Source organism: Sorangium sp. So ce204 (assembly GCF_051526795.1).
GTDB classification, from domain to species: domain Bacteria; phylum Myxococcota_A; class Polyangia; order Polyangiales; family Polyangiaceae; genus Sorangium; species Sorangium cellulosum_B.
In genome coordinates, this window is record NZ_CP150317.1 from 9198967 (window position 1) to 9220262 (window position 21296).

Sequence of the window (21296 nt, forward strand, 5' to 3'; positions counted from 1 at the left end):
CCGCAGGGGCGATCTCACGAGCGCTCAGGCGCCTGCGAGGAGCCCCGGGCATTTCACGTTGACGGCCGCGCACGCCGCGGGTTGCGGCGAGAAGTCGTCGATGGACGACGCACACGTGATCGCCTCGAAGGCGTCGCCCGTGGCGATCATGCAGGCCTTGAGCTCCGCGACCGTGGCGGTGCACCCCGCGAAGCCGGCCGTGTCACACGAACCGGCCGACTCGGGCGCCTCCGGAGCGCTGATGCAATCCGCCCTGGCGGTCTCGCAGTCCGCTCCATCCACGACGCTGGCGAGCACCCCGGCGAGGTCGCACAGGTCCTCCTTCGAGAGCTCGAGTGACCCGGCGACGTCGTCGCACACCTGCTGGGCCTCTGCGGCCGTCAGCTCGCCGAGCTGCTCGCCGTCGAGAGCATCCCCGCCGCCGGTGTCGGTCCCGCCACCGGTGTCGCTTCCGCCGCCGGTATCGGTCCCGCCGCCGGTATCGGTCCCGCCACCGGTGTCGCTTCCGCCGCCGGTATCGGTCCCGCCGCCGGTATCGGTCCCGCCGCCGCTGTCGCTTCCGCCGCCGGTATCGGTCCCGCCGCCGGTATCGCTTCCGCCGCCGGTATCGCTTCCGCCGCCGCTGTCGCTTCCGCCGCCGGTATCGGTCCCGCCGCCGGTGTCACTTCCGCCGCCGCTGTCGCTTCCGCCGCCGGTGTTGTCGTCGGCTTTGCCCCCATTGCTCCCCTCGCCATCGCCGCATGCCACGAGCGAGAGCGAGAGCGAGAGCGAGAGCGAGAGGCCGGCCATCAACAATCCAAAAATCTTCATCCGTATCATCGGGCCCCCATCAACGAGAATGTTCACCTGCGTGTCTACGCGGCGCTCGAGGACGGCTCCGCCGAAGGATGCGAGCGGAGCTGCATCGTCGATCGGGCAGGCGCGCAATGCGTGAACCTACCACAAACAGGATTGAATTCTCCTTCCCCCCTCCGCAAATTGGTCGCGCTGGCACGCCAGGGCCGGCGGGGACGGGCGCATCGTCGAGGCGTTCGGTCTGGGACGACGCAATGGCGTCTCCAGCGCTCCATGCCATTCGACCGGTGTGGATGCAGCTGGTCCTCGTACAGGACGGATACCGGAGGGCAAGCCTTGCACCTCGGCGCCAGCCCTCTTCGATGTACAGACTCGCCAGCATCTGGATGACAAGGAAAGGCTTTGATGAAAGCCCGCTCCGCCCGTCCGCCTGGCTTGTTCCTGTTACGCTATCCTCGTGGTTCCTGCGGCTGTCCCGATTGACGCATTCATCTCCTATGCGGCATCACGAGGCCTTCGAGCGCCCGGGACGGCGCCGCGCATGTGGGCACAGGTGCGCCACACGGCGCCCCATCTGAGGGGCTGCCACGAACTACCATGGTTGATATAGATCATGGCTTGGACATGCCCCTCATCACGCGCCCTCGGCTTCGACCCATCACGGCGCTCACGGCGCTCACGGCGCTCGCCTGCCGGGAGGTGCCGCGCGCTGCCCCAGGAGCTCGCGGGCCCACGGCACGAGGTCGACGACGTGCTCGCCGCCGCCGACGCCCTGGCCAGGCTGCCCCATGTGCACCCCGATCGCCTCCATGTCGCAGGATTTCACCTCCGTCCCGGAGGCGATGAGGCAAAGCATCGAGTTCTTTCGCGAGCAGCGGTGACCGCCGCCGTGGCGTGCCTCCGGCACCCCGATGCGCCCCATGGCGCGCTCTGCGCCGCGCGGAGCCCGCTCTTTCGATCCATGAACGAGGCGTCGCGACGCGCGCGGTCCCGCCACTTCGGTTCGCCGCGCCACACTTCTTCACGCAGCGATCCGACTTCTTTTACCTGCGCGCGGACGCCGCGCTCGAAACGGGTGACTTCCCGCCGGGCCCAGGCGACGCCCAATCAAGATTCTCGGAGCCGTTCCTGGCTCGTGCAGTCCGACTGTACGAGCTCATTGACAGAGCCCGCCTTATGCGGCCAGGCAGGTCTTCCACGCATAAAACTCCTGTAATTACCGATATTTATCACCAAACGGCGAGCATCTTACCGTACAGCTGTACCCTGCTGCTGTCGTTCACTGACGTCGGCTCCGCCGAGACCTGCGTAGGATTGTCTCGGCGTTGGGCGGCATGGGAATTCATTCAATGCGCCGGCCACCTGCTGCGGTCGGAAGCGGTTCGTGGTACGAACGGCTCTCGGAGTGGGAGCGCCAACGGTTCCAGCGCATGGGCCAAGCAGCTTCCAATCCGTGTCGAGGAGGAAGCCGTGCATCGAGCTTTACTTTGTCCTTTTCCCGCCACGCCGCCTCACCTGCAGGCGGCACAGCTCGCGAACGATTGCCTCGAATGGACTCGCAAGTGCGGCCTGCTCCCCGATGAATCGCCACGAACGCTCGACAAGGTGCGCAGCTATTCGGCGCTCGCCGCGCATTGTTACCCCGATGCGCATTTCGAGAGGCTTCGGGCGATTTGCGACTACTACAGCTGGCTCTTCTTCTTCGATGATGTGTGCGAGAACACGTCGCTGAACGGCGCCGAACCGAAGGCTGTCTCGAGACTGCTGTTCGATGTGTACGGGGTGCTGCGAGGGCCCACGGCTGCCGCTGGGCATGCGCCATTTGCCCAAGCATTGGCGGACATCTGGCGACGCATCGGCGATGGTTGTCCTGGGTTCTGGCGGCGGTGCCTCATCCGCCACGTCGAAAACTACATCGATGGCTGTGTCTGGGAAGCGCAAAACCGCCAGCTCGACCGCGTACCCAGCCGCGCGGTGTTCGAGGGTATGCGCATGCACACCTCCACCATGTACGAGTTCTGGGACTTCATCGAGTATGCCGGCGATCTGTTCTTGCCGGATGAGGTCGTAGAACATTGAGGCCGTCGGCGGCCCGCCCGATCCGCTCGAAGATCTCGCCCATTTCCTCGTCGGAGGTGTCGTGCTCGACCCCGACATACTCGCGCAGCTCCGCTGTGTACCCGGCGCGCCGCAGCTCGGCGATCGAGGCGCGCGCGCCTTGGGCCGGCACCGCCAGGTCGGAGGCGCCGTGGAAGGCCGTGACCGGCGGGAGCGTCGCCGGGCGCGGCTCCGAGCTCAGCGCCGCCGACGGGTAGAGCGACGGCGGGAGCAGGCCGCTGATGGGGAAGGCGGCCGCCAGTGTTGATGATCGCGGCAATCCGCGGAGATTCGGTGAAGTTCACCGGTGAAATCCGCGCCCGGTGCCGGTGAAACCCGCACCCGACGCCGGTGAAGTTCACCGGTGAAGAGGCCGCTCAGTGCTTTTTGGTGCGGCGCTGCTTGGTGCGGATGGCACTCAGCTCCTTGGCTTCCTTGAGCCGGTAGCTCTCGGCCTCGATCTCGATCACCTCGGCCCGGTGCACGAGCCGGTCGACGAGCGTAACGACGCAGGCGGCGTGCGGAAAGACCTGGCCCCAGTCGGAGAAGGCCTTGTTCGTACTGAGCAGGATCGGCTTCTGCGCGTCGTAGCGACGGGTGACGACCTCGAATAGCAGGTCGGCGTAGCGGCCATCGTAGGAGAGATAGCCGACTTCATCGATGCAAAGAAGGGCTGGAACCGTGTAGCGGTGCAGCCGGCGCGCGAGCGCGGCCGAGGACTCCTGCGCGGCGAGGTCGGCAAGCATGTCGCTCGCGGTCGAGAAGCGGACCGTGTGACCGCGGACGACGGCCTGGTGGGCGACGTTCTTGAGGATCATGGTCTTGCCGACGCCGTTGGGGCCGACGAGCACGGCGTTGTGGCCGGTGGCGAGGAAGCCGGGAGCGAAGAGGTCGTCGACGGCCTCGCGGTCGATTTTCTTGGGCCAGGACCAGTCGAAGTCCGCCATGGGCTTGAAGGCGGCTACGCGGGAGTTTTTGAGGCGGCGATCGAGGCTGCGTTTTTGGCGCTCGCGCTCCTCAATGGCGAGCACCTCGCGAAGCCAGGGCTTTTCGGCGAGCTCCTCCCAGCAGGCCAGCAGACCAAACAGGCCGAGGCTTTTCAGGCGGGCCTTGGTCTCGGTGGGCGTTAGATCGGTCATGGCGTCGGGTCCTTCTTCAGGGCGTCGTAGGTGGCGAGCGAATGCGGCGTGACGACGAGGGCGGCGTGCTGGCCGCGCGTGACGGGGATCGAGACTGGAGGCGGCAGGTGGCGCTCGGAGCGCCGGCGGTCGATCACCTGGCGCACGGCGCCGACGTGAATGGTGTCGCGCTCGAGCACCTCGACGAGCGCCTCTTCGAGCTCGGCGGCGCCGACGGCGTCGAGCAGGTGCAGAAGCCGGGCGATGGCGCTGCCGACGTTGTCTCCGCGCTCGGCGAGGATGCGCAGGAATGCCTGGCTGCTGCGGGCGGCGCGGGCGAGGCGATCGAGGCCGCGATGCTCGCGGGCGCGGCGCTTCTCGTCGACCAGGCGCTGGATGTGCTCGGGTTGCTCGATCTGCTGGCCGCGGTCCCACGAGCGGACATGGGTCGCGACGATCTCGTTGCCGTCAGCGATGCGCACCTGTTCGAGGTCGGCGAGGACGACGAGCGTGCGGCTCGTCCGGTCGTGGGGAACAGAATAGTCGTTGAGATCGAAACGCGCGTAGGGGGTCTTTCCGATCTCGACCTCGACGCGCTCATGGGCTGGAAACGGCGTGTCGGGGTGCCCGAGCAGCACACGGCTCTCGTCGTCGAAGGCCTGCCGCACGGTGCGGGCGCGGTCCTCGACCCAGGAGCGATCGAGCGCTGCGGAGCTGGTCCACTCGGTCGCTTGTCGGTTGAGGTCGTCGAGATCGGTATAGGTCCGGGCCTCGAAGAATGCCTCGCGGACGTAGCGGATGGCGCGCTCGACGCGGCCCTTCTCGTTGCCGCGAGCGACGGCGACGGGGCGCGGCTCGAAGCGGTAGTGCGCCGACAGAGCCAGGAGCATGGGGTGGAACCGGATCGCGTCGCCGTGACGCTCCACGACAGCGCTCTTGAGGTTGTCGTAGAGCAGCACGCGCGGGACGCCGTCGATGTCGGCGAACGCCTCGACGTGCCCGCGAACGAAGAAGGGCATCGCTGCGCTGGGGAAGAAGCGCAGGAAGATCCGCCGCGAGTAGCTGAGCACCATGACGAACGCCCAGAGCGGGCGCAGCGCCCGGCCGACAGCCAGCTTGCCGAAGTGCGCCCAGTCGACCTGCGCTTGCTCGCCGGGCAGCGTGCGCAGCCGCTGGAATGCCTCTGCCGGCTTCTTGGGGCGGAGACGACCGATCACTCGGCGCAGATGATCGGGACCGCCCGGATAGCCGCGCTCCTTGAGCATGCCGAAGAGGCGACTCGAGCGCAGCGAGGGATACTTGCCGAGCTGCTCGACGATGAAGGGCACGAACGGGTCGACCATCGACGGGCGCGGCGCGACGACCTTCGGGTCGACGCCCGCTTGCCCGAGCACGCGCTGAACGGTGGTGTGGTGCAGCCCGAGCTGAGCGGCAATGGTGCCCACGGGCCACTTCTCACCGTGGTAGAGGCGCAGCACCTCGGCCTCCTTCTCTTTCGCGATCACCGCCGCCTCCCGTCACCGCGGAGGGCTTCGTGGGACGCGGGGAGCGCGTCGGTGAACAGCTGACCGAGCGCGCCGCTCGCGCAGGGCCCAGGGCGGAAGCCGCGCTCCGCAGAGCGAGCAGCGGCCGACATCTCGGATCCAATCGTCATTGTTGTCCTTTCGGCCGGGGGTGATCTCCGGCGCGAGCTGGGACATCGACGCGGCCGCGGCTTGTGTCACCCTGTGATGCGTCACTTTCTGCGCGGAGAACTTGTCCCGCTGCCGGTCCCGATACCGGGCCTGGCGAGCGGCATGGAGGCGGCGAGCGCGAAGCTGCGTCTGGTAGGCCGCGCCGGCGCGGCGGAGCGACTCACGACGCTGGAGCGGGCGGCAGTCGGGGCAGAGGCGCTGGCCGCGATCGCAGCGACGGCAGAGGCGAAGCTGGACGCGGCAGCGGGCGCAGTGGGCGAGGCGGTAGGCGGACGAAGGCAACGGGCTCCATGACGCCGCTTTCTGGACCTGGAGCCCGGCTTGTGATGAAGGTGGGGGACTCCGGCAACGCGGAGCTCCAGAAGGCCCGAGGGTGGCAGCCCTCGGGCCTTCGACTTTTCGGCGGGCGTAACGTCTACGCCGCGGAGGCGAGCGTGGCCCAGATCGGCGTGGGGACCGGCGGTGAACGGTGAACGCCGCCGATCATGGGGCCGCGGTCTTCACCGATCGGACGCGGGACGCGATGCTCACCGACAGCCAGCGCCTCGGGGTGGGTGACCGCCAGGGCGAAGGTCATGATGCCGCCCTGCGAGAAGCCGGTGACGAGGGGCTTGCCGACAGTGGGGCGGGCGGCGACCAGGGCGACGAGCGCGGCGGCGATCCGATCGGCTTCCCGTGTGACCACGGGGGCTGCGACGTCCTCGCGGACGGAGTCGTACCAGATGTACATCCCGCCGCTCGGGTGGCCGTACGGGAGGATGAGCCGGGCGCGGCGGCGGTAGCGCCGGAGCATATGCAGGAAGTCCGCGGGGTCCCCGCCCATGGGGTGCAGCGCGACGATCATCGGCACCCGCTCGTCGGGTCGCGCCCCGCCCGTCATGTGCTCGAGGTAGCGCACGCCCGCGATCTCGCCCCGGGTGGTGCTCCCCGGCGCTCCCGCCGGCGGCGGAGGCGCGACCGGCCCCGCTGACGGCGTCTCCGACGACGGACGCGCGGCCGCCGATCCCGCTGGGGGCGCCGGCGCCGGCTCGCGGCTGCACCCAGGCCCCGCCAGGAGGACAACGCCGATGGAGAGGAGCAGGCGCAAGCGAAGGGGAGCGGCCGGCGGGTGGCGCATCGGTACAACCGTACTCCGATCGCGGGGGCGACGCCGCGCGTAGATCCACGCGCGGCCTCTTGCGTTCGTCCGCAGAGTCGACTGCGCTGCAGGGCTCCACTGGCGGGGTTCGATCATGGGGAATGACGAGCTCACGCCCCGCAGGCCGCACGACCCCCTCGGCACGTGTTATGCTGGCGTCCTGCATGCGCGCGGTTCGAGTCGTTTCCTGGTGCGCTGTGTCCGCTCTCGTGGGGCTTCCTGCGTGCGGTCAGCCGCGCGCGTTCGAGCGGCCAATACCTCCCGCAGCGGAGGCCGCGCCCTCGATCGACGCGCGGCCCGCAGCGTCGGCCCCCGCACCCGACCCGACGAGCTTGCCCCCTGCCAAGCTCCCACCCCTCGTCTCGGTGCGCGGCACGTATCGGCTCGCCGGCGAGATCAAACCCTATCGAGCCAAGCCTGCAATCGCTCTGCTCGACGACGGGCGCGCGCTCATCACCGGCGGCCATGTCTCGGATGCGCACTGGAGCCAGGTCACCTCGGAGTCGGCCTTGATCGTGGACGAAGATCTGCAGTCGGCGCATCCCGCGACCTCCATGCACCAGGCGCGCGCCGAGCACACCGCCACCAAGCTCTCCGACGGCCGAGTGCTGGTTGCAGGCGGCACGCGACTGGAACGCGTGACGGTCGATCCGCCGGCCCTCGCCGGAGTCGAGATCTTCGACCCGAAGACCGGGACTTGGACGGAGGCGGCGCCGATGCACGAGGCCCGCCGGCGTCACGAGGCGATCCTGCTCCGTGACGGTCGCGTGCTCGTCGCAGGTGGAAGGGACCGGGGCGACGTCGCGCGCGGCGCCGAGGTCTACGACCCGCGCGCCAATCGCTGGTCGGCGCTCACCGACTTGTCTCGGGCAAGGTTCTACTCGGCGCTGGTCGAGCTGCGCGACGGCCGCGCGATCCTCATTGGCGGAAATGTCTATGGCGCTGGAGCGATCGACAACGTCGATATCTTCGACCATCGCGCACAGCGTGGAAGGCAGTCACCCCCCTGCCAAAGCCGCGACGGGCACACCAGGCCGTTCTTCTCCGCGACGGTCGGGTGCTCGTGGCAAACGGGGCCCATTGGCTGGGCGACGCCACGCGCTGCGATATCTACGATCCGGGGCGCGACCAATGGACCACGACAGACCAGCCGGACGTTCGCACGGATTCGTTCTTGGTCACCCTGGGCGACGGGCGCGTGCTCTACACCGGCGGGATGAAGCCCGCGTTCCAGGACGCGAGCGGGACCATTCACCCTGCCGAGGCGCTCACGAATGGATTCGCCTACCGGCTTCGATCTCGACGAGACCGCCGTGGGCACCCGCATTGTGCATACCGAGCGCTTCCGCTTCTTCGCGCCGTGGCGCTGGGTGATGGATCCGTTCCTGCGTGAATGGCTGGCGAGGGACGTGCGCGAGGAGATGGGGCGGCTGAAGACGCTGATCGAGGCAGAGCACCTCGTGCGCCCGGCGCAGCGCGCGTCCCCGATGAACGACGTGAAACCGACTCGTTGACCGCAGGACTTCACGAACGAGAAGCTCGGAGGCCCGTGTCCACACCGCAACGGTCGCGGGCGCCCGCCGTCACGACGCGCCGCGAACCGCGACGGCGGCCGTTTCGACGAGCTCAGTAGGGTACAGCTATACGGTAGGATGCCTTGCTTGGTGCTACGTCGCGGTGATTTCAGGCGTGGAAGACCTTCCTCATCGCAAAGGCACGTCCCGCCAATGAATTCATACAGTCGGGCTGAACGATCCAGAAGCGGCCATGTGAACGTTGACTTTGTGAAACCGCGTTTGCTTGTCCTATCCGTTTGCGTCACTGCAATCTCGACGCGCGAGCGCCGAGGTGGCCGCTGCGGTTCGGAGGAGCAAAGATGAACCTTTCTCACATTTGGGTGGTGGGCGTCGCAGTGGGCGTCTCGCTGGCTTTCGGAGCAGGCTGCTCCGGAACCGGCGATGACGGCGGAGCCGGAACGAGCAGCAGCGGCACGGTCAGTCCTCCAGGTTCGGGCGGCGTCACATCCGGCGGAGGAGCGGGCACCGGCGGAGGAGCAGGCTCCGGCGGGGGTGAGGTCGGCGGCAATGGCGCAGGCGGAAGCGGAAGTGCAACCAGCGCGGGCGGCAGTACCGCGGATGGCGGGGCTACCTCGGGTTCGGGCGGTGAGACGGGTGAAGGCTCCGGCGGGGCCGCGCCCATCGATTGCGATTCCGATGGGGCAGTGATCACCTACCCTACCCTCCCCGGCGCCCCTGAGAGCCCGCTCTATACGGTGACGGCCAACGGGGCGACGCAATTCGTCGAAAAGATGACCAAGTTTGGCCAGGAGATGCAGGTGCACTACGCCCACTTCGGCGTGGCGAGCGGCTGCAAGGCGACCGTCGCCGTCACGGTGAACGGCGGCTTCAACTCCTACACCTTGAGCCCGAAGAGCCGAATGCTGTCGGCGACCAAGAGCGGTGACACGCTCACCTTCGACAGCGGGCCCAACTACTTGATTCTGCAGATCGCCTCGAAGGAATTGCTGTTCATCCTGATTGACGACCAGGAGGTCGATCCGCCGAAGCTGGGCGATGCCGACGTGAAGAACCTCGCAGACTACGACGTGGACAACACGGGCGCTGCGCTCGTCACCTCCAAGGTGCAGTCCGCCATCGACGCTACCGCCGGATCCGCGCAGAACATCCTGTACGTGCCTCCCGGACGCTACAAGACCGGGGAGCTGTGGCTGAAGAGCGACATGACATTGTATCTGGCGGCCGGCGCCATCCTGGACGGCTCGACCAGCACGGGCGACTACAATCGCACGGGCGCACCGGCCGTCGAGAACACTTCCCACGGCGTGGTTCACATGAACAAGGTGAGCAACACGAAGATCCTCGGTCGGGGAGTGATCGACGGCAACGGTTCGAGGATCCGCGGCACCGACAACGATACACCCTCTTTCAAGATCAACACCCTCCGGATCGACGACAGCACGGACGTGCTGGTCGACGGCATCGTCGTGCGCGATCCAGTCTTCTGGAACACGCTGATCTTCGACAGCGACAGGGTGACCATCCAGAACTTCAAGGTGATCAATCGCCGTCCCACCACGACAGCCTACAACCAAACCGACGGGGTGGATTTCGACTGCTCCACGAACGGCAAGCTCTACAATGCCTTCATCTACAGCGGCGACGACAGCATGTCGCCGAAGCGCGAGGAAGAAGGCAAGCTGGACACCAAGGGCATCCTCTATGAGAAGGTGGTCGCCTACAGCAACTCAGCGGCGACGAAGATCGGGACCAAGACCTACGGTCAGCTGATCGAGGATATCACCTTCAAAGACATCGATGTCGTCAAGGCCGGCCGGGCCCTCGGGATCAACGCGGACGACACCGCTGTCATCCAGAACATCACCTGGCAGGACGTCAGGATTGAGACGGTCGACGACAAGATCATCGACTTCGAAGAAGATGCGACGGCGACCTGGCGCAACGCTCCCAACCGGGCCACGGTCAAGGAAGTGTTCATCAACAATGTCGCCTCTGCCGTGAACAAACAGATCTACATTCACGGCAAGTCGAGCACCGTGAACTTCAATGGGATTCACTTCGACAATTTCACCATCCAGGGCAACAAGGTCACGAGTCGAAACGGCTGGAACGTGAACCAGTACGTGTCCAACATCACGTTCAAGTGACAAACGCCGAAAGCCAGCTCCTCCTGGGTTGGCTTTCCCAGACACTCGTTGCGTGGGCAGGCAGCGCCTGTTGCTCGCGCGGGCCAGGTGCTCGGGGACGCCGCGTAGCCGCAAGAACATCCCGGGCCAGGCCAACTCCCGGAGGGCGATGTGTGCCCGCAGCACGCCGATGCGCCCCTTTGCACGCTCTGCGCCGCACGGGGCCCGCTGTTTCGACCCATCCATGGGCACGCCGAAGGACCGTCGTGCCCGTAGGGGCGATCTCGCGCAATGCGTGAACCTACCACGAACAAGATTGGATTCTCCTTCCAACCCTCGGCAAATTGGTCGCACGGGCCGGCCAGGGCCGGGGCCAGCCCTCTTCGATGTACGGACTCTCTCCTCTCCACAGCATCTGGCATACCGGGCGCGTCGGGGTCGGCAGCGACCGGGACGCCGAGATGAAGGCCCGCCCCGGTGCGGCGCACCCACCTCCCCTCTCTCGTCTTCCACTCGGCGTCACGAGGCCTTTGAGCGCCCGGAACGGCGCCTCGCGTGTAGGCACAGGTGCGTCCACAGGACGCCTCATCTGAAGGGCTGCCACGAACTACGATGGTTGATATAGCTCATGGCTTGGACATGCCCCTCACCACGCGCCCTCGGCTTCGACCCATCATCGCGCTCGCGGCGCTCGCGGCGCTCGCGGCGCTCGCCTGCCAGGAGGTGCCGCGCGCTGCCCCAGGAGCTCGCGGGCCCACCGCGCCAGCTCGCACCGAGCCGGCGCCGGCCGCGCCGATCGCGGCGGAGACCGCCGAGCCGGCGCCGGAGCCCGCGTCGCTGCCCCCGGTCTCCCCAGGGCTCGAGCTGCAGGACGAGCCTTATGCAGAGGCGCGCGCGAAGTTCAAGACCAAGCTCATCTCCACGGATCCGGCACCTCAGAGCTACCAGAACGTCCCGCCGCCCCCGGGCGCGCGCGAGATATCATATCTCTCCGGCGGCCTCAAGCTCAAGGCATGGGTCAGCGAGCCCCCGGCCGACGGACGCCGCCTGCCCGCGGTCCTGTTCCTGCATGGTGGGTTCGCCTTCGCCCTCGATGACTGGGAGATGGCGGCGCCCTATCGCGACGCGGGCTTCGTCGTCCTCATGCCCATGCTCCGAGGAGAGAACGGCCTCCCCGGCGGGTTCTCGATGTTCTTCCACGAGGTCGACGACGTGCTCGCCGCCGCCGACGCCCTGGCCAGGCTGCCCCATGTGCAACCCGATCGCCTCCATGTCGCAGGCCATAGCGTGGGAGGGACACTCACCCTCCTCGCAGCGATGGGATCCGACCGGTTTCGCGCCGCCGCGTCGTTCTCCGGGTCGCCCAACCAGATCGACTGGTCCTCGGGTCAAACCAGGCTCATCCCTTTCAGCCCGTACGACATACGGGAGTTCCAGATCCGCTCGCCGGTTGCCTATGCGACGAGCTTTCGGTGCCCGGTGCGGCTGTACCACGGGCTGTCCGGCGGGGAGCACTTCTTCGGCCCCGCGAGCCAGCGGCTCGCCCTCCTGGCGCAGCGCAGCGGGCTCGACGTCAAGGTGGTGCCGGTCGCAGGGGATCATTCCACCTCCGTCCCGGAGGCGATGAGGCAAAGCATCGAGTTCTTTCGCGCGCAGCAGTGACACCACCGGGACGCCGGCGTCCGGGAGGTCATCCCCCAGGATGCCATCGCGATCGAGCCTCCGATGTTTCGTCCCCGATTCCAGCCATGCGCCGGCGGCGTGACGCTCAGTCGTCCGCGCCCCTGCCGCGCAGCACGCGGGCGAAGAGCGATCGCAGCGTCCCTATCCCGAGGAGGCGGACGAAGCCGAGCGTCCCGGCCACCGCGGAGAGGACGAGGAGCCACAGCGGCCCATGGAAGAGGCACGCTCTCCAGAGTGGCCATGCCCCCGGCATCGCGAGCCGCGCGAGCTCGAAATCGAAGGCGGGCAGCGTCTCCCGCTGAAAGATCCCGATCACCAGGCCGACCGGCGTGAGGACCAGCGTCAAGAACGCGAGCACCTGGTTCAGGAGATCCGCCCGCCGGTCCGAGAGGTACTCGTCGATCTCGGTGATCTCCGCCTTCACCTCGTCGAAGAGACCCCCGATGTCGAGCGCCGCGCGCAGGCCGCAGTAGAACCGATCGTGCCGCTCCTCCGAGCTGATGTGGCCGACGCTGAACCTCGCGGTGTACTGGAGCAGCGACAGCCGCATCCGACCGAAGACGCGCGCGTCGGGACGGCTCGAGAGGCGGGCGCACTGGCTCGACAGGTTCAAGAGGAAGAGCCGCTCGTGCTCGACCAGGATCCATTTGTACACATATCGTTCGAGCACGGCCATGTCGAACTGCCCGAGCTGTCCTGGCGGGTCGAGCGGCCAGAGCAGCCATGTCACCCCGATGGGCGAGAACAGGCAGAGCTCCCGCGCGGAGGGCTCCCACATCGCCTTGTGCCCCTCGATGCGGCAGTCCTCCTGCGAGGGCTCGATCGGCTGATCGCTGCCGTGCGAGAGCCGCAGGCGGTAGCGATCCGCCGGGCCCGGCATCGCCTCCGTGAAGAGGACGTTCACGGCCATGGGGTTTGGCCAGCTGCCGATCGGCGCCTCGACGGGCAGGCCTGGCACGAGCAGCGTGAGCCAGTCCCGCAGCGTCGTGCCCTTGATCGCGGCCTTCTCCGCCATGGCGACGAGCGGGTGCGGCCGCGTCTCGCCGTCTCGCCCCGCCTTCCGCCGGGGCATGCGCTCCGGCAAGAGGTGGTTGTACCCCCGCCGCACGACCGCCGTGTAGAAGTCCTGGAACGCGCCCAGCGTGAGCGTCGTCGGGCGCACGCCGAGCACCACGAAGACATGGCCTGTCTCGATCACGTAGAGCCGCGGTGGGACCACGACCTTGAACGGCATGCCCGGATCGCTGCCCCTCTCGGACGGCTTCTTCTGGACCGGAGCCCTCGATTCGTCCCCGTCCGCTTCATCCGCGGAGGCAGGCGCGGCGGCCCTCCGCGGCTTCGGCGGGCGCTCGAAGACCCAGCGCGCGCGTGGGTCGAACAGGTTGCCGAGCGGGGCTGTGGGCTCGTAGGCGCGGAGGAGGCGACCGCCCTGCACCTGGACGTTCAGGTGCGGGAGCAGCGTGGGATCGTCGATGCGCTTCGGGCGAAAGTTGCCTTCTGCGAGGAGTCGGCGCTCGAACGCCTCGAGATCGAAGGCGCCCTGCTCGCTGTCGGGGTGCCGGTAGGAGACGATGAGGAACAGCGTCGACCGCTGTCCGATGGGAGCCTCGCCGGCGGTGAGGGGCGCCTCGTCGAGCGGCTCAGCGGAGAGCATGGCCCTTCGCAAGGACACGGCGCATCGCGCCGGATCCCGCCGGACGCCCCTCGAGATCGGGCACACCGATCCACGCGCGGCAGGCGGAAGATGGAGCCGCGCGCGGGGTCCGGGCGCACGTGGACATGAAAGCCTTCATTCGAGGCGAATACTACGTGCCGTTGGCCTGCGGAGCACAGATTTCGGCTGGCCGACGTGTTCTACCACAGGACCCTCCCTCACCCGGGGATGACCCTGTACCAGGGACGACCGCGCGGACACGCGCAGTCCCGCCATCTGCGCGTCCCGAGCGACCGCCGCCCCCCGCGCGGTCCAGCGGAGCGCTGGACGGGGACTCTGCTGGTTCTGGCGCACTCGACAGGGACAGCCGTGGACGAGCGCTCATGCGGCGGCGTGCGTGCTGGGCATCGCGCGCGGCGAGCTCGATCCACACCGGGCTGCGCAACTGGCAGAACCTCCAGGAACAGGGGCGCTTGCAGACGTTCTACCACGCCTTCGTAGAGGGCTACGAGGAGGACTTCACCGGCACCGAGACCTTGAAGAGCGTGCTCGGCGTGAAAGATCTCGCCGCATTCCAGGCGCGCGGGGAGAGAGAGGTCCTCACGCTCCCCGACCCTTGACTCGAGCGTCTGCGGCCCCCCGATGCGCCCCTTGACGTGCGCTGCGCCGCGCGGGCCCGCTCTTTCGACCCATGAACGAGGCGTCAGGCGAACCAGGGTCAGGTTGCCCCAACCACGGGGTCGCCGCCTGCGTTATGCGCTACGGCCGCGAGCGGACGCAGAGGACGTGCAGCATGCTCTTCAGGGTAAAACTTGCCGTGGCCGCGGTCGCCTCGGCGGTACCGGTGGCAAAGTCGAGCATCCAAGCCGAATTCGAGTCGGTGGCCTCGAGCGACGAGGTCCAGAAGATGATATGCCCGGATACCGCTGCTGGAAAGCTGGGGAAGGCGCTTTGGTCGATCCATGGACCATTTGGCTTTGAGTCGAAGATGAGAGTATGCAGCTCCTTCAAACTGGGAACTCGAAAACCACCCCCATCCAATTGCAACCCTGCACACATCGAAGCGGCATCAGCGTAAGTTTGCTTGCTCGTTGCTCGCGTCCAAGTGAGGCCGGTGCCCAAGTCCCGCGCCAAGTCAGGTGTGAGCTCGTAGCGACTGCCGTCGCTGTCGGGGACCCCTCCCCCGCGAACGCACCGCACCCTGTCCGGGCCCGCGCTGGTGGGCGATCGCACACGAAGGCCTCCATCGCTGCCAAGGCGAAAGAGCCGCTCAGGGTTTCCCGACCGCTTTTCCCGGCCGAAGCCGACGCCGTCGGTTGGCCAGCCTCGGGTGCGGAGCCGGCGGGATGAAGATGGGGTCTCACCGTCGAGACCATTCCCCGTCGCAGAAATTGCGTGCGGCTGGTAGAAACGAGTGATGGCTGCGCTTCGATCGGATTTTCGAAGAATTGACGTCCGACGAGCAGGAGGCAATTCCAATCGATTGGCGTGTGCGGTGGGCGAGCGCCTCCTGTCGCGAGACAACCATCCGCTGAAGCACAGAGAGCTGAAGTTCACCGGCGGAGCGTGGGCCGACTTCGAGCTCTTCTCGGTTCGCTGAAGCCAGCCACCTCGGCTGGGGTCGCGTGGGTCAGCTCAGGGCCGCGGTGAGCTTGGCTAGCTGTGCAACGCCCTCCTGGAGCGTGATCGCCCGCGTGCCGAAGCGTCCGGTGTAACTCGAGTCGTCCACGAGGTAAGGTTGTTCCCATTGTGGCAGCATCTCCACGATGCCGCCCGCCGACCTGGACAACAGGCCTGCCACGCGCAGGAGCCAGCGTTTGGCCACGATCGGGCGCACCGCCACGTGCATGGCATGGGCCACCGCTTGCACGAGCTCGCGCTGGCTCACGTGGATGACCGGCGCATGAAACACCCTGCCCTCCACATCGTCGCCCGCGAACGCCAGCTTGATGAGGCCGTTCACCACGTCGTCGCGATGCGTGAAGGCGTGCGGCGCGTCGGGGTCGCCGATCAGCATCGGGCGCTTCCCGTTCTTGAGCCCGCGCAGGCCGTCGCGCGTGAGCAGGGCGCTTTTGAGATCGGGCCCCCAGAAGTCGCTGGCGCGGAAGATCACGGCGCGCAAGATGCCCGCGCGCTGCGCTGCCGTGTACAGGTCGGCGATCTGCATGCGGATCTTACCCTTCTCGGTCTCGGCCGCATGGCGCGTGTCGGGCGAGAGCGGGCCCTCGCGCAAGGTGTACAGGTAGAGCGCGTCGAGCAGCACCAGGCGCACACCGGCGCGGCTCGCACCCGCGATCAGGCCACGGTGGAGCGGAGGCAAGGTCTCGGCCCAGACGTCGGCGTCGTAGGTGGCGGGATTGACCGCGGCGATCATGGCGTGCGCACCACGCGCGATCTCCGCGAGCGCCTCGCCATCGCGAGCGTCGACCGAACGGTGCTCCACGCCCATGGGCATGGAAGCGGGCTTCGTGCGGCTGCACCACGTGACCCGGTGGCCATCTGCGGCCAGTTGCTCCACCAGGGGCGTGCCGATCTGGCCAGCGCCGACCACCACGATGTGCCTGGGGCTCTCCGTTTCTCTGCGCTTCGACATGGGAACCTCTCCTCGGTCCTCAACATGTCCTGCTCTCGAGCATGCCGACAATCGATTGTCGGCCTATCATGTATGCTTACAAAGCATGGATGCCCCCGTCGACCTCTTGCCTGCCCTGCTCGCCCTGCTCGAGACCGAGAGCGTCACGCTGGCCGCTCGCCGCATGCGCGTCGGCCAGCCCGCCATGAGTCGCACGCTCGAGAAGCTGCGCCAGGCCACGGGCGACGAGCTGCTCGTGCGCACGGGCAGAAAGCTCGTGCGCACCCGGCGGGCCAGCGAGATCTTGCCCGAGGCGCGCTCGCTCCTTTCGGGCGCCCAGCGCGTGCTCGGTCCACCCAGCGCGTTCGTTCCGCACACGGCCCAGGGCGTGGTCACGTTCGCGCTCGGCGACGACATGCAGGCCGTCCTGGCGAGCCATTTGCTCGAGCGCATGCGCGCGGCGGCGCCCGGGCTCGACATCCGCGTGCGTCCGCTGGTGCTCGAGAGCGCGCACGAGGCCGTGCGCGGCGTGGTCGATCTGGCGGTGATGCCCGACCTGCGGGGGCAGGTTCGCATTCCCATGCTCGACGAGCTGGTGGTAAGCGCGCAGTACACGCGCCGCTTCGTCACGGTCACACGCAAGCGTAAGAAGCTCACGCTCGAAGCGTTCCTCGCGGCCGAGCACGCGCTGGTGTCGCCAGGCGGCGAAGAGGGCGGCTACGTCGACGACGCGCTGCGCGCCCTGGGCAAGCGCCGGCGCGTGGCGGTGACGGTGCCGGGCTTTCAGGCAGCCATCACGCTCGTGCGTGAGCTGGATCTGGTCGCCACGCTGCCCGACGACATCGTGCGCGTGCTCGCTCCCCGTCTGCACCGTCAGGCCTGTCCCGTGAGCACGCCCGAGCTGCCCATGTGCGTGGCCTGGGCCCGGCGCTTCAACCAGGACGCGCGTCACCGCTGGCTGCGCGAGCTGGTGAGCGAGGTGGTGCGCGAGCTCGGCCGCGGCTTTCCCGGGCGCGCGGAGTGACGAGCGAGCGGCTTCGAACGGCGCCCCGCGGCGGGAGGTGCTACCCCCTCGCCCCACCGTGAGCCACCGCGTTCCGCAAGAGCAGCCCCCCGCCCCGCCCTCCCCCGGCGGCCGGACCTCGTCCCCGCCCGCGTCGGGGGGCCCGGTCCGCTTTCCCGAGGAGCTGCCCATCTCGGCGCGGGTGCGCGACATCGCCCGGGCCATCGAGGCGCACCAGGTCGTGATCGTCGCGGGCGAGACCGGCTCGGGCAAGACCACGCAGCTCCCCAAGATCTGCCTGGCCATGGGCCGCGGCCTCTCCGCGCGGATCGGCGTCACCCAGCCGCGCCGCATCGCCGCCACCAGCGTCGCGGCCCGCGTCGCCAAGGAGCTCGGCGTCGAGCTCGGCAAGGAGGTCGGCTACAAGATCCGCTTCTCGGACAGGACGAGCCCGGCCACCTACGTCAAGTACATGACCGACGGCATCGTCCTCGCCGAGATCCAGGGCGATCCGCGGCTCTCGGGCTACGACACGCTCATCATCGACGAGGCCCACGAGCGCAGCCTCAACATCGACTTCCTGCTCGGCTACCTCAAGCGCCTGCTGCCGAGGCGCCCGGATCTGCGCGTCATCGTCAGCTCCGCGACGCTCGAGACCGACCGGTTCGCGGCCTACTTCGACGGCGCCCCGGTCATCGAGGTCTCCGGCCGCACGTACCCCGTGGAGGTCATCCACCGCCGCCCGGAGAGCGGAGAGGCCGAGGTCGCCGACGCCGTCGCCGCCACGGTCGAGGAGATCACCTCGATCGATCCGCGCGGGGACATCCTCGTCTTCCTCCCCGGAGAGCGGGAGATCCACGACACCATGGCCGAGCTCACGCGCCACGGCCTGCCGCACACGACGCTGCTGCCGCTCTACGGGCGGCTCCCTCAGGGCGACCAGCAGCGCGTGTTCCAGTCCTTGCCGGGGCGGCGGATCGTGCTCGCGACCAACGTCGCGGAGACGTCGCTCACCATCCCGGGCATCGTGTACGTCATCGACTCCGGGCTCGCCCGCGTCAACCGCTACAGCCCGCGCACGGGCGTCACCCAGCTCCAGATCGAGGCCATCTCCCGCGCGAGCGCCGATCAGCGCAAGGGGCGCGCGGGCCGCGTGCAGAGCGGCGTGTGCTTCCGGCTCTACGACGAGCAGGACGACAGGTCGCGGCCCGCGTACACCGATCCGGAGATCCTGCGCGTCGGCCTCTCGGGCGTCATCCTCCAGATGAAGGCGCTCGGGCTCGGCGCCATCGAGGATTTCCCCTTCCTCGACGCGCCGTCGAAGCGCGCCGTGGACGAGGGCTACCGGGTCCTCGAGGAGCTCGGCGCGCTCGACGGCGCGGGCGAGCTCACGGACATCGGCAGGAAGCTCGCGCGGCTGCCGCTCGACCCGCGGCTCGGCCGGATGGTCCTGGGCGGCGAGAGCGAGGGGGCGCTCGCCGAGGTGCTGATCATCGCCGCGGCGCTCGGCGTGCAAGATCCGCGGGAGCGGCCGCTCGCCGCCCAGAAGCAGGCCGACGACGCGCACAGGAAGTTCAAGGACGAGGCCTCCGATTTCGTGGGGCTCCTGAAGCTGTGGAGCTTCTACCAGGACGCGCAGGGCCGGCTGACCCAGAACCAGCTCAGGAAGGCCTGCCGCGACCATTTCGTCTCGTACCTCCGCATGCGCGAGTGGGCCGACGTGCACCGGCAGATCAGCCGGATCACGAAGGAGATGGGGTTCTCGCCGAACGACGCGCCCGCGAAGGGCGACGCCATCCACCGCGCGCTCCTGCCCGGTCTGCTGAGCCGCATCGGCATGTGGAACCAGGAGAACAAGGTGTACCTGGGCGCCCGGCAGACGCGCTTCCAGCTCCACCCGTCGTCGGGCCTCGCGAAGAAGCCGCCCGCGTGGATCATGGCCGCCGAGCTGGTCGAGACGTCGCAGCTCTTCGCCCGGATGGCGGCGGCCCTCGATCCCGCGTGGATCGAGGCCGCGTCCGGGCCGCTCTGCAAGCGCAGCCACAGCGACCCGCACTGGGCCGCGAAGCCGGCGGCGGTGATGGCCCGGGAGCAGGTGACGCTGTACGGGCTGCCGATCGCGCGGGATCGACGGGTCGACTTCGGGGCGATCGACCCGAAGTCCGCGCGCCAGATCTTCCTCGTCCACGCGCTGGTCCGGCAGGAGTACGCGACGCGCGCGCCGTTCATGGAGGCGAACCGGCGGCTCTTCGAGGAGGTCAGCCGGCTGCGCGACAAGGCGAGGAGGAGCGAGATGCTGGCCGACGAGCACGCGCTCGAGCTCTTCTTCGACCGGCGTGTGCCCGAGGGCGTCTACAACGGCAAGACGTTCGAGGCGTGGCGGAAGGAGGCCGAGGCGGAGGACCCGCGGGCGCTCCACCTGTCGCTCGCCGACGTGCTGCTCGACGAGGCCGCGGAGCTCACGCCCGAGCGCTTCCCCGATGCGCTCGATCTCTACGGCGCCGCCGTGCCGCTCTCCTACCGCTTCGATCCGGGCGAGGACGACGACGGCATCTCCCTCTCGCTGCCGCTCGTGCTCCTGCCCCAGGCCGATCCCGACGAGCTCGAGTGGATGATCCCCGGGTGGCACGCCGAGAAGATCGCGCAGCTGCTCGAGTCGCTGCCGAAATCGCTCCGCAAGGCGCTCGTCCCGCTCGCCCCCCTCCGCGAGGTCGCCCGGGAGATCGCGGCGGAGCTGCGGCCGTTCCAGGGCCCGCTGCGGGCCGCGCTCGCGCGCGCGGTCGAGGACCGCACCGCCGAGCGCGTGCCCGAAGGCGCGTTCCGGCCCCAGGATCTGCCGCCGTACCTGCGCTTCTATTTCCGCGTGCTCGACGAGGACGGCCGGGTGATCGGCGAGGGGCGCGAGCTCCGCGAGCTCAAGGAGCGGCTGTCCGGCCGGGCGCGCGAGGCCTGGGCGAGGGTCGGCAAGGCGGGCCTGGAGCGGGAGGGGCTCACGTCGTTCAGCGTCGAGGCGCTGCCCGAGCGCGTCCAGGTCGACGCCGGGCGCCACAAGGTGTTCGGCTACCCGGCGCTCGTCGACGGCGAGACGTCCGTGTCGGTGCGCGTGCTCGCCTCGAGGGCCGCGGCGGCCGAGGCGACGCGCGCCGGGCTGCGGCGGCTCCTCTTGCTGCAGCTCGGGGGCAAGATGAGCCAGCTCGAGCAGCCGCTGCGGAGCGCCGTGGCCGTGAGCGGCCTCGCCGCCAAGGTGGCCCCGGGCGAGCCGGGCCTCGCCCGGCAGATCGCGCTGCGCGCGCTCGACGAGGCGTTCCAGCTCGGCGATCCCGGCGCCTTTCCGAGGACGAAGGCCGCGTTCCAGGCGCGCCTCGACAAGGGCCGCGGGTCGCTGCAGGGCGTGCTCGGGAAGCTCGCGGGGCTCGCGCGGGAGATCGGCGTCGAGCTCGACCGCGTGCAGGCGATGCTCCGGTCGATGACGGGCAAGCCGGGCGCATCGAGGCCGGCGCTCGACGACGTGCGCACGCAGGTCGACTTCCTGCTGCCGGTCGGGCTCTTCTCGCGCGCCCCGGTCGACCGGCTCGCGCACCTGCCCCGGTACCTGCGCGCCGCGCAGATCCGGCTCGAGCGGCTGCCCAACGGGCCGCAGAAGGACCAGAGCAAGGCCGCGCAGGTGCTGCCTTTCTGGCAGGACTACCTCAAGCACCAGCAGGGGCTGCGCGACAAGGGGGTGCCCGCGGAAGAGCTGGAGTCGTTCCGCTGGCTGATCGAGGAGCTCAGGGTGTCGCTCTTCGCGCCCGAGCTGAAGGCGGCCGTCCCTGTCTCGCCGCAGCGGCTCACGGAGCAGTGGAAGCGGCTGCTGGGATAGCCGCGCAGGGACGCGCTCG

At 68.7% G+C, this 21296-nt stretch carries 16 protein-coding genes; 8 read left to right on the forward strand and 8 right to left on the reverse strand.

Translation table 11 applies throughout. The features are described from left to right. Positions 1-24: 24 nt before the first annotated feature. Positions 25-810 carry a hypothetical protein gene (locus WMF22_RS34425; RefSeq protein ID WP_438032535.1) on the reverse strand — a complete coding sequence of 262 codons (786 nt, stop codon included), beginning with the start codon at positions 808-810 and terminating at the stop codon, positions 25-27. 661 nt (positions 811-1471) lie between these two features. After that, positions 1472-1651 carry a hypothetical protein gene (locus WMF22_RS34430; protein WP_438032536.1) on the reverse strand — a complete coding sequence of 60 codons (180 nt, stop codon included), beginning with the start codon at positions 1649-1651 and terminating at the stop codon, positions 1472-1474. 614 nt (positions 1652-2265) lie between these two features. Here WMF22_RS34430 and WMF22_RS34435 point away from each other — a divergent pair. Then, on the forward strand, positions 2266-2874 hold the full coding sequence (locus WMF22_RS34435; RefSeq protein WP_438032537.1) for a terpene synthase family protein: 609 nt from the start codon (positions 2266-2268) through the stop codon (positions 2872-2874). Between the two features lie 395 nt (positions 2875-3269). On the opposite strand, the gene WMF22_RS34440 is transcribed toward WMF22_RS34435, so the two are convergent. From WMF22_RS34440 to WMF22_RS34450, 3 genes are all read right to left on the reverse strand, one after another. Further along, entirely contained in the window at positions 3270-4031 is a 762-nt protein-coding gene (locus WMF22_RS34440) for an ATP-binding protein (protein ID WP_438032200.1), read from the reverse strand. Then, positions 4028-5515, reverse strand: a complete 1488-nt coding sequence (istA, locus tag WMF22_RS34445) for an IS21 family transposase (RefSeq protein WP_438032199.1) — start codon at positions 5513-5515, stop codon at positions 4028-4030. Before istA ends, WMF22_RS34440 begins: the two co-directional genes overlap by 4 nt. A 604-nt stretch (positions 5516-6119) precedes the next feature. Then, the gene (locus WMF22_RS34450) at positions 6120-6821 is read right to left on the reverse strand and encodes a hypothetical protein (protein WP_438032538.1); all 702 of its coding nucleotides are present in this window, start codon (positions 6819-6821) and stop codon (positions 6120-6122) included. 353 nt (positions 6822-7174) lie between these two features. On the opposite strand from WMF22_RS34450, the gene WMF22_RS34455 reads away from it, so the two are divergent. From WMF22_RS34455 to WMF22_RS34470, 4 genes are all read left to right on the forward strand, one after another. After that, entirely contained in the window at positions 7175-8062 is an 888-nt protein-coding gene (locus tag WMF22_RS34455; RefSeq protein ID WP_438032539.1) for a Kelch repeat-containing protein, read from the forward strand. Positions 8063-8116: 54 nt separating this feature from the next. Further along, positions 8117-8356, forward strand: a complete 240-nt coding sequence (locus tag WMF22_RS34460) for a hypothetical protein (RefSeq protein WP_438032540.1) — start codon at positions 8117-8119, stop codon at positions 8354-8356. Between the two features lie 362 nt (positions 8357-8718). Beyond that, positions 8719-10527, forward strand: coding sequence for a glycosyl hydrolase family 28 protein (locus tag WMF22_RS34465; protein ID WP_438032541.1), 1809 nt, complete (start codon positions 8719-8721; stop codon positions 10525-10527). A gap of 618 nt (positions 10528-11145) precedes the next feature. Next, complete coding sequence (locus tag WMF22_RS34470; protein WP_437294214.1) at positions 11146-12168, forward strand: alpha/beta hydrolase family protein; 1023 nt, start codon at positions 11146-11148, stop codon at positions 12166-12168. A gap of 106 nt (positions 12169-12274) precedes the next feature. On the opposite strand, the gene WMF22_RS34475 is transcribed toward WMF22_RS34470, so the two are convergent. After that, positions 12275-13843, reverse strand: coding sequence for a hypothetical protein (locus WMF22_RS34475; RefSeq protein WP_438032542.1), 1569 nt, complete (start codon positions 13841-13843; stop codon positions 12275-12277). Positions 13844-14226: 383 nt separating this feature from the next. Here WMF22_RS34475 and WMF22_RS34480 point away from each other — a divergent pair, with 383 nt between their 5' ends. Then, a complete protein-coding gene (locus WMF22_RS34480) occupies positions 14227-14463 on the forward strand; it encodes a hypothetical protein (protein ID WP_438032543.1) in 237 nt (78 codons plus the stop codon). A gap of 139 nt (positions 14464-14602) precedes the next feature. Here the strand turns inward: WMF22_RS34480 and WMF22_RS34485 are convergent, their stop codons facing one another. Then, positions 14603-15076 (reverse strand): DUF1566 domain-containing protein, encoded by a 474-nt coding sequence (locus WMF22_RS34485; RefSeq protein ID WP_438032544.1) that lies wholly within the window; start codon positions 15074-15076, stop codon positions 14603-14605. A 397-nt stretch (positions 15077-15473) separates the two neighbouring features. Next, complete coding sequence (locus WMF22_RS34490; protein WP_437294218.1) at positions 15474-16436, reverse strand: NAD(P)H-binding protein; 963 nt, start codon at positions 16434-16436, stop codon at positions 15474-15476. Here WMF22_RS34490 and WMF22_RS34495 point away from each other — a divergent pair. Next, complete coding sequence (locus WMF22_RS34495) at positions 16399-17439, forward strand: LysR family transcriptional regulator (protein WP_438032545.1); 1041 nt, start codon at positions 16399-16401, stop codon at positions 17437-17439. The two genes, WMF22_RS34490 and WMF22_RS34495, sit on opposite strands and share 38 nt — an antisense overlap. Before the next feature lie 58 nt (positions 17440-17497). Next, positions 17498-21277 carry an ATP-dependent RNA helicase HrpA gene (gene hrpA, locus WMF22_RS34500; protein ID WP_438032546.1) on the forward strand — a complete coding sequence of 1260 codons (3780 nt, stop codon included), beginning with the start codon at positions 17498-17500 and terminating at the stop codon, positions 21275-21277. The last annotated feature ends 19 nt before the right edge of the window (positions 21278-21296 follow it).

Excerpts from the sequence above, each read along its gene's own strand:
- WMF22_RS34425 (WP_438032535.1), bottom strand. The coding sequence starts at position 810 with ATGAAGATTTTTGGATTGTTGATGGCCGGCCTCTCGCTCTCGCTCTCG.
- WMF22_RS34430 (WP_438032536.1), bottom strand. The coding sequence starts at position 1,651 with ATGCTTTGCCTCATCGCCTCCGGGACGGAGGTGAAATCCTGCGACATG.
- WMF22_RS34440 (WP_438032200.1), bottom strand. The coding sequence starts at position 4,031 with ATGACCGATCTAACGCCCACCGAGACCAAGGCCCGCCTGAAAAGCCTC.
- WMF22_RS34450 (WP_438032538.1), bottom strand. The coding sequence starts at position 6,821 with ATGCGCCACCCGCCGGCCGCTCCCCTTCGCTTGCGCCTGCTCCTCTCC.
- WMF22_RS34460 (WP_438032540.1), top strand. The coding sequence starts at position 8,117 with ATGGATTCGCCTACCGGCTTCGATCTCGACGAGACCGCCGTGGGCACC.
- WMF22_RS34465 (WP_438032541.1), top strand. The coding sequence starts at position 8,719 with ATGAACCTTTCTCACATTTGGGTGGTGGGCGTCGCAGTGGGCGTCTCG.
- WMF22_RS34470 (WP_437294214.1), top strand. The coding sequence starts at position 11,146 with ATGCCCCTCACCACGCGCCCTCGGCTTCGACCCATCATCGCGCTCGCG.
- WMF22_RS34475 (WP_438032542.1), bottom strand. The coding sequence starts at position 13,843 with ATGCTCTCCGCTGAGCCGCTCGACGAGGCGCCCCTCACCGCCGGCGAG.
- WMF22_RS34480 (WP_438032543.1), top strand. The coding sequence starts at position 14,227 with ATGCGGCGGCGTGCGTGCTGGGCATCGCGCGCGGCGAGCTCGATCCAC.
- WMF22_RS34495 (WP_438032545.1), top strand. The coding sequence starts at position 16,399 with ATGTGCCTGGGGCTCTCCGTTTCTCTGCGCTTCGACATGGGAACCTCT.
- WMF22_RS34490 (WP_437294218.1), bottom strand. The coding sequence starts at position 16,436 with ATGTCGAAGCGCAGAGAAACGGAGAGCCCCAGGCACATCGTGGTGGTC.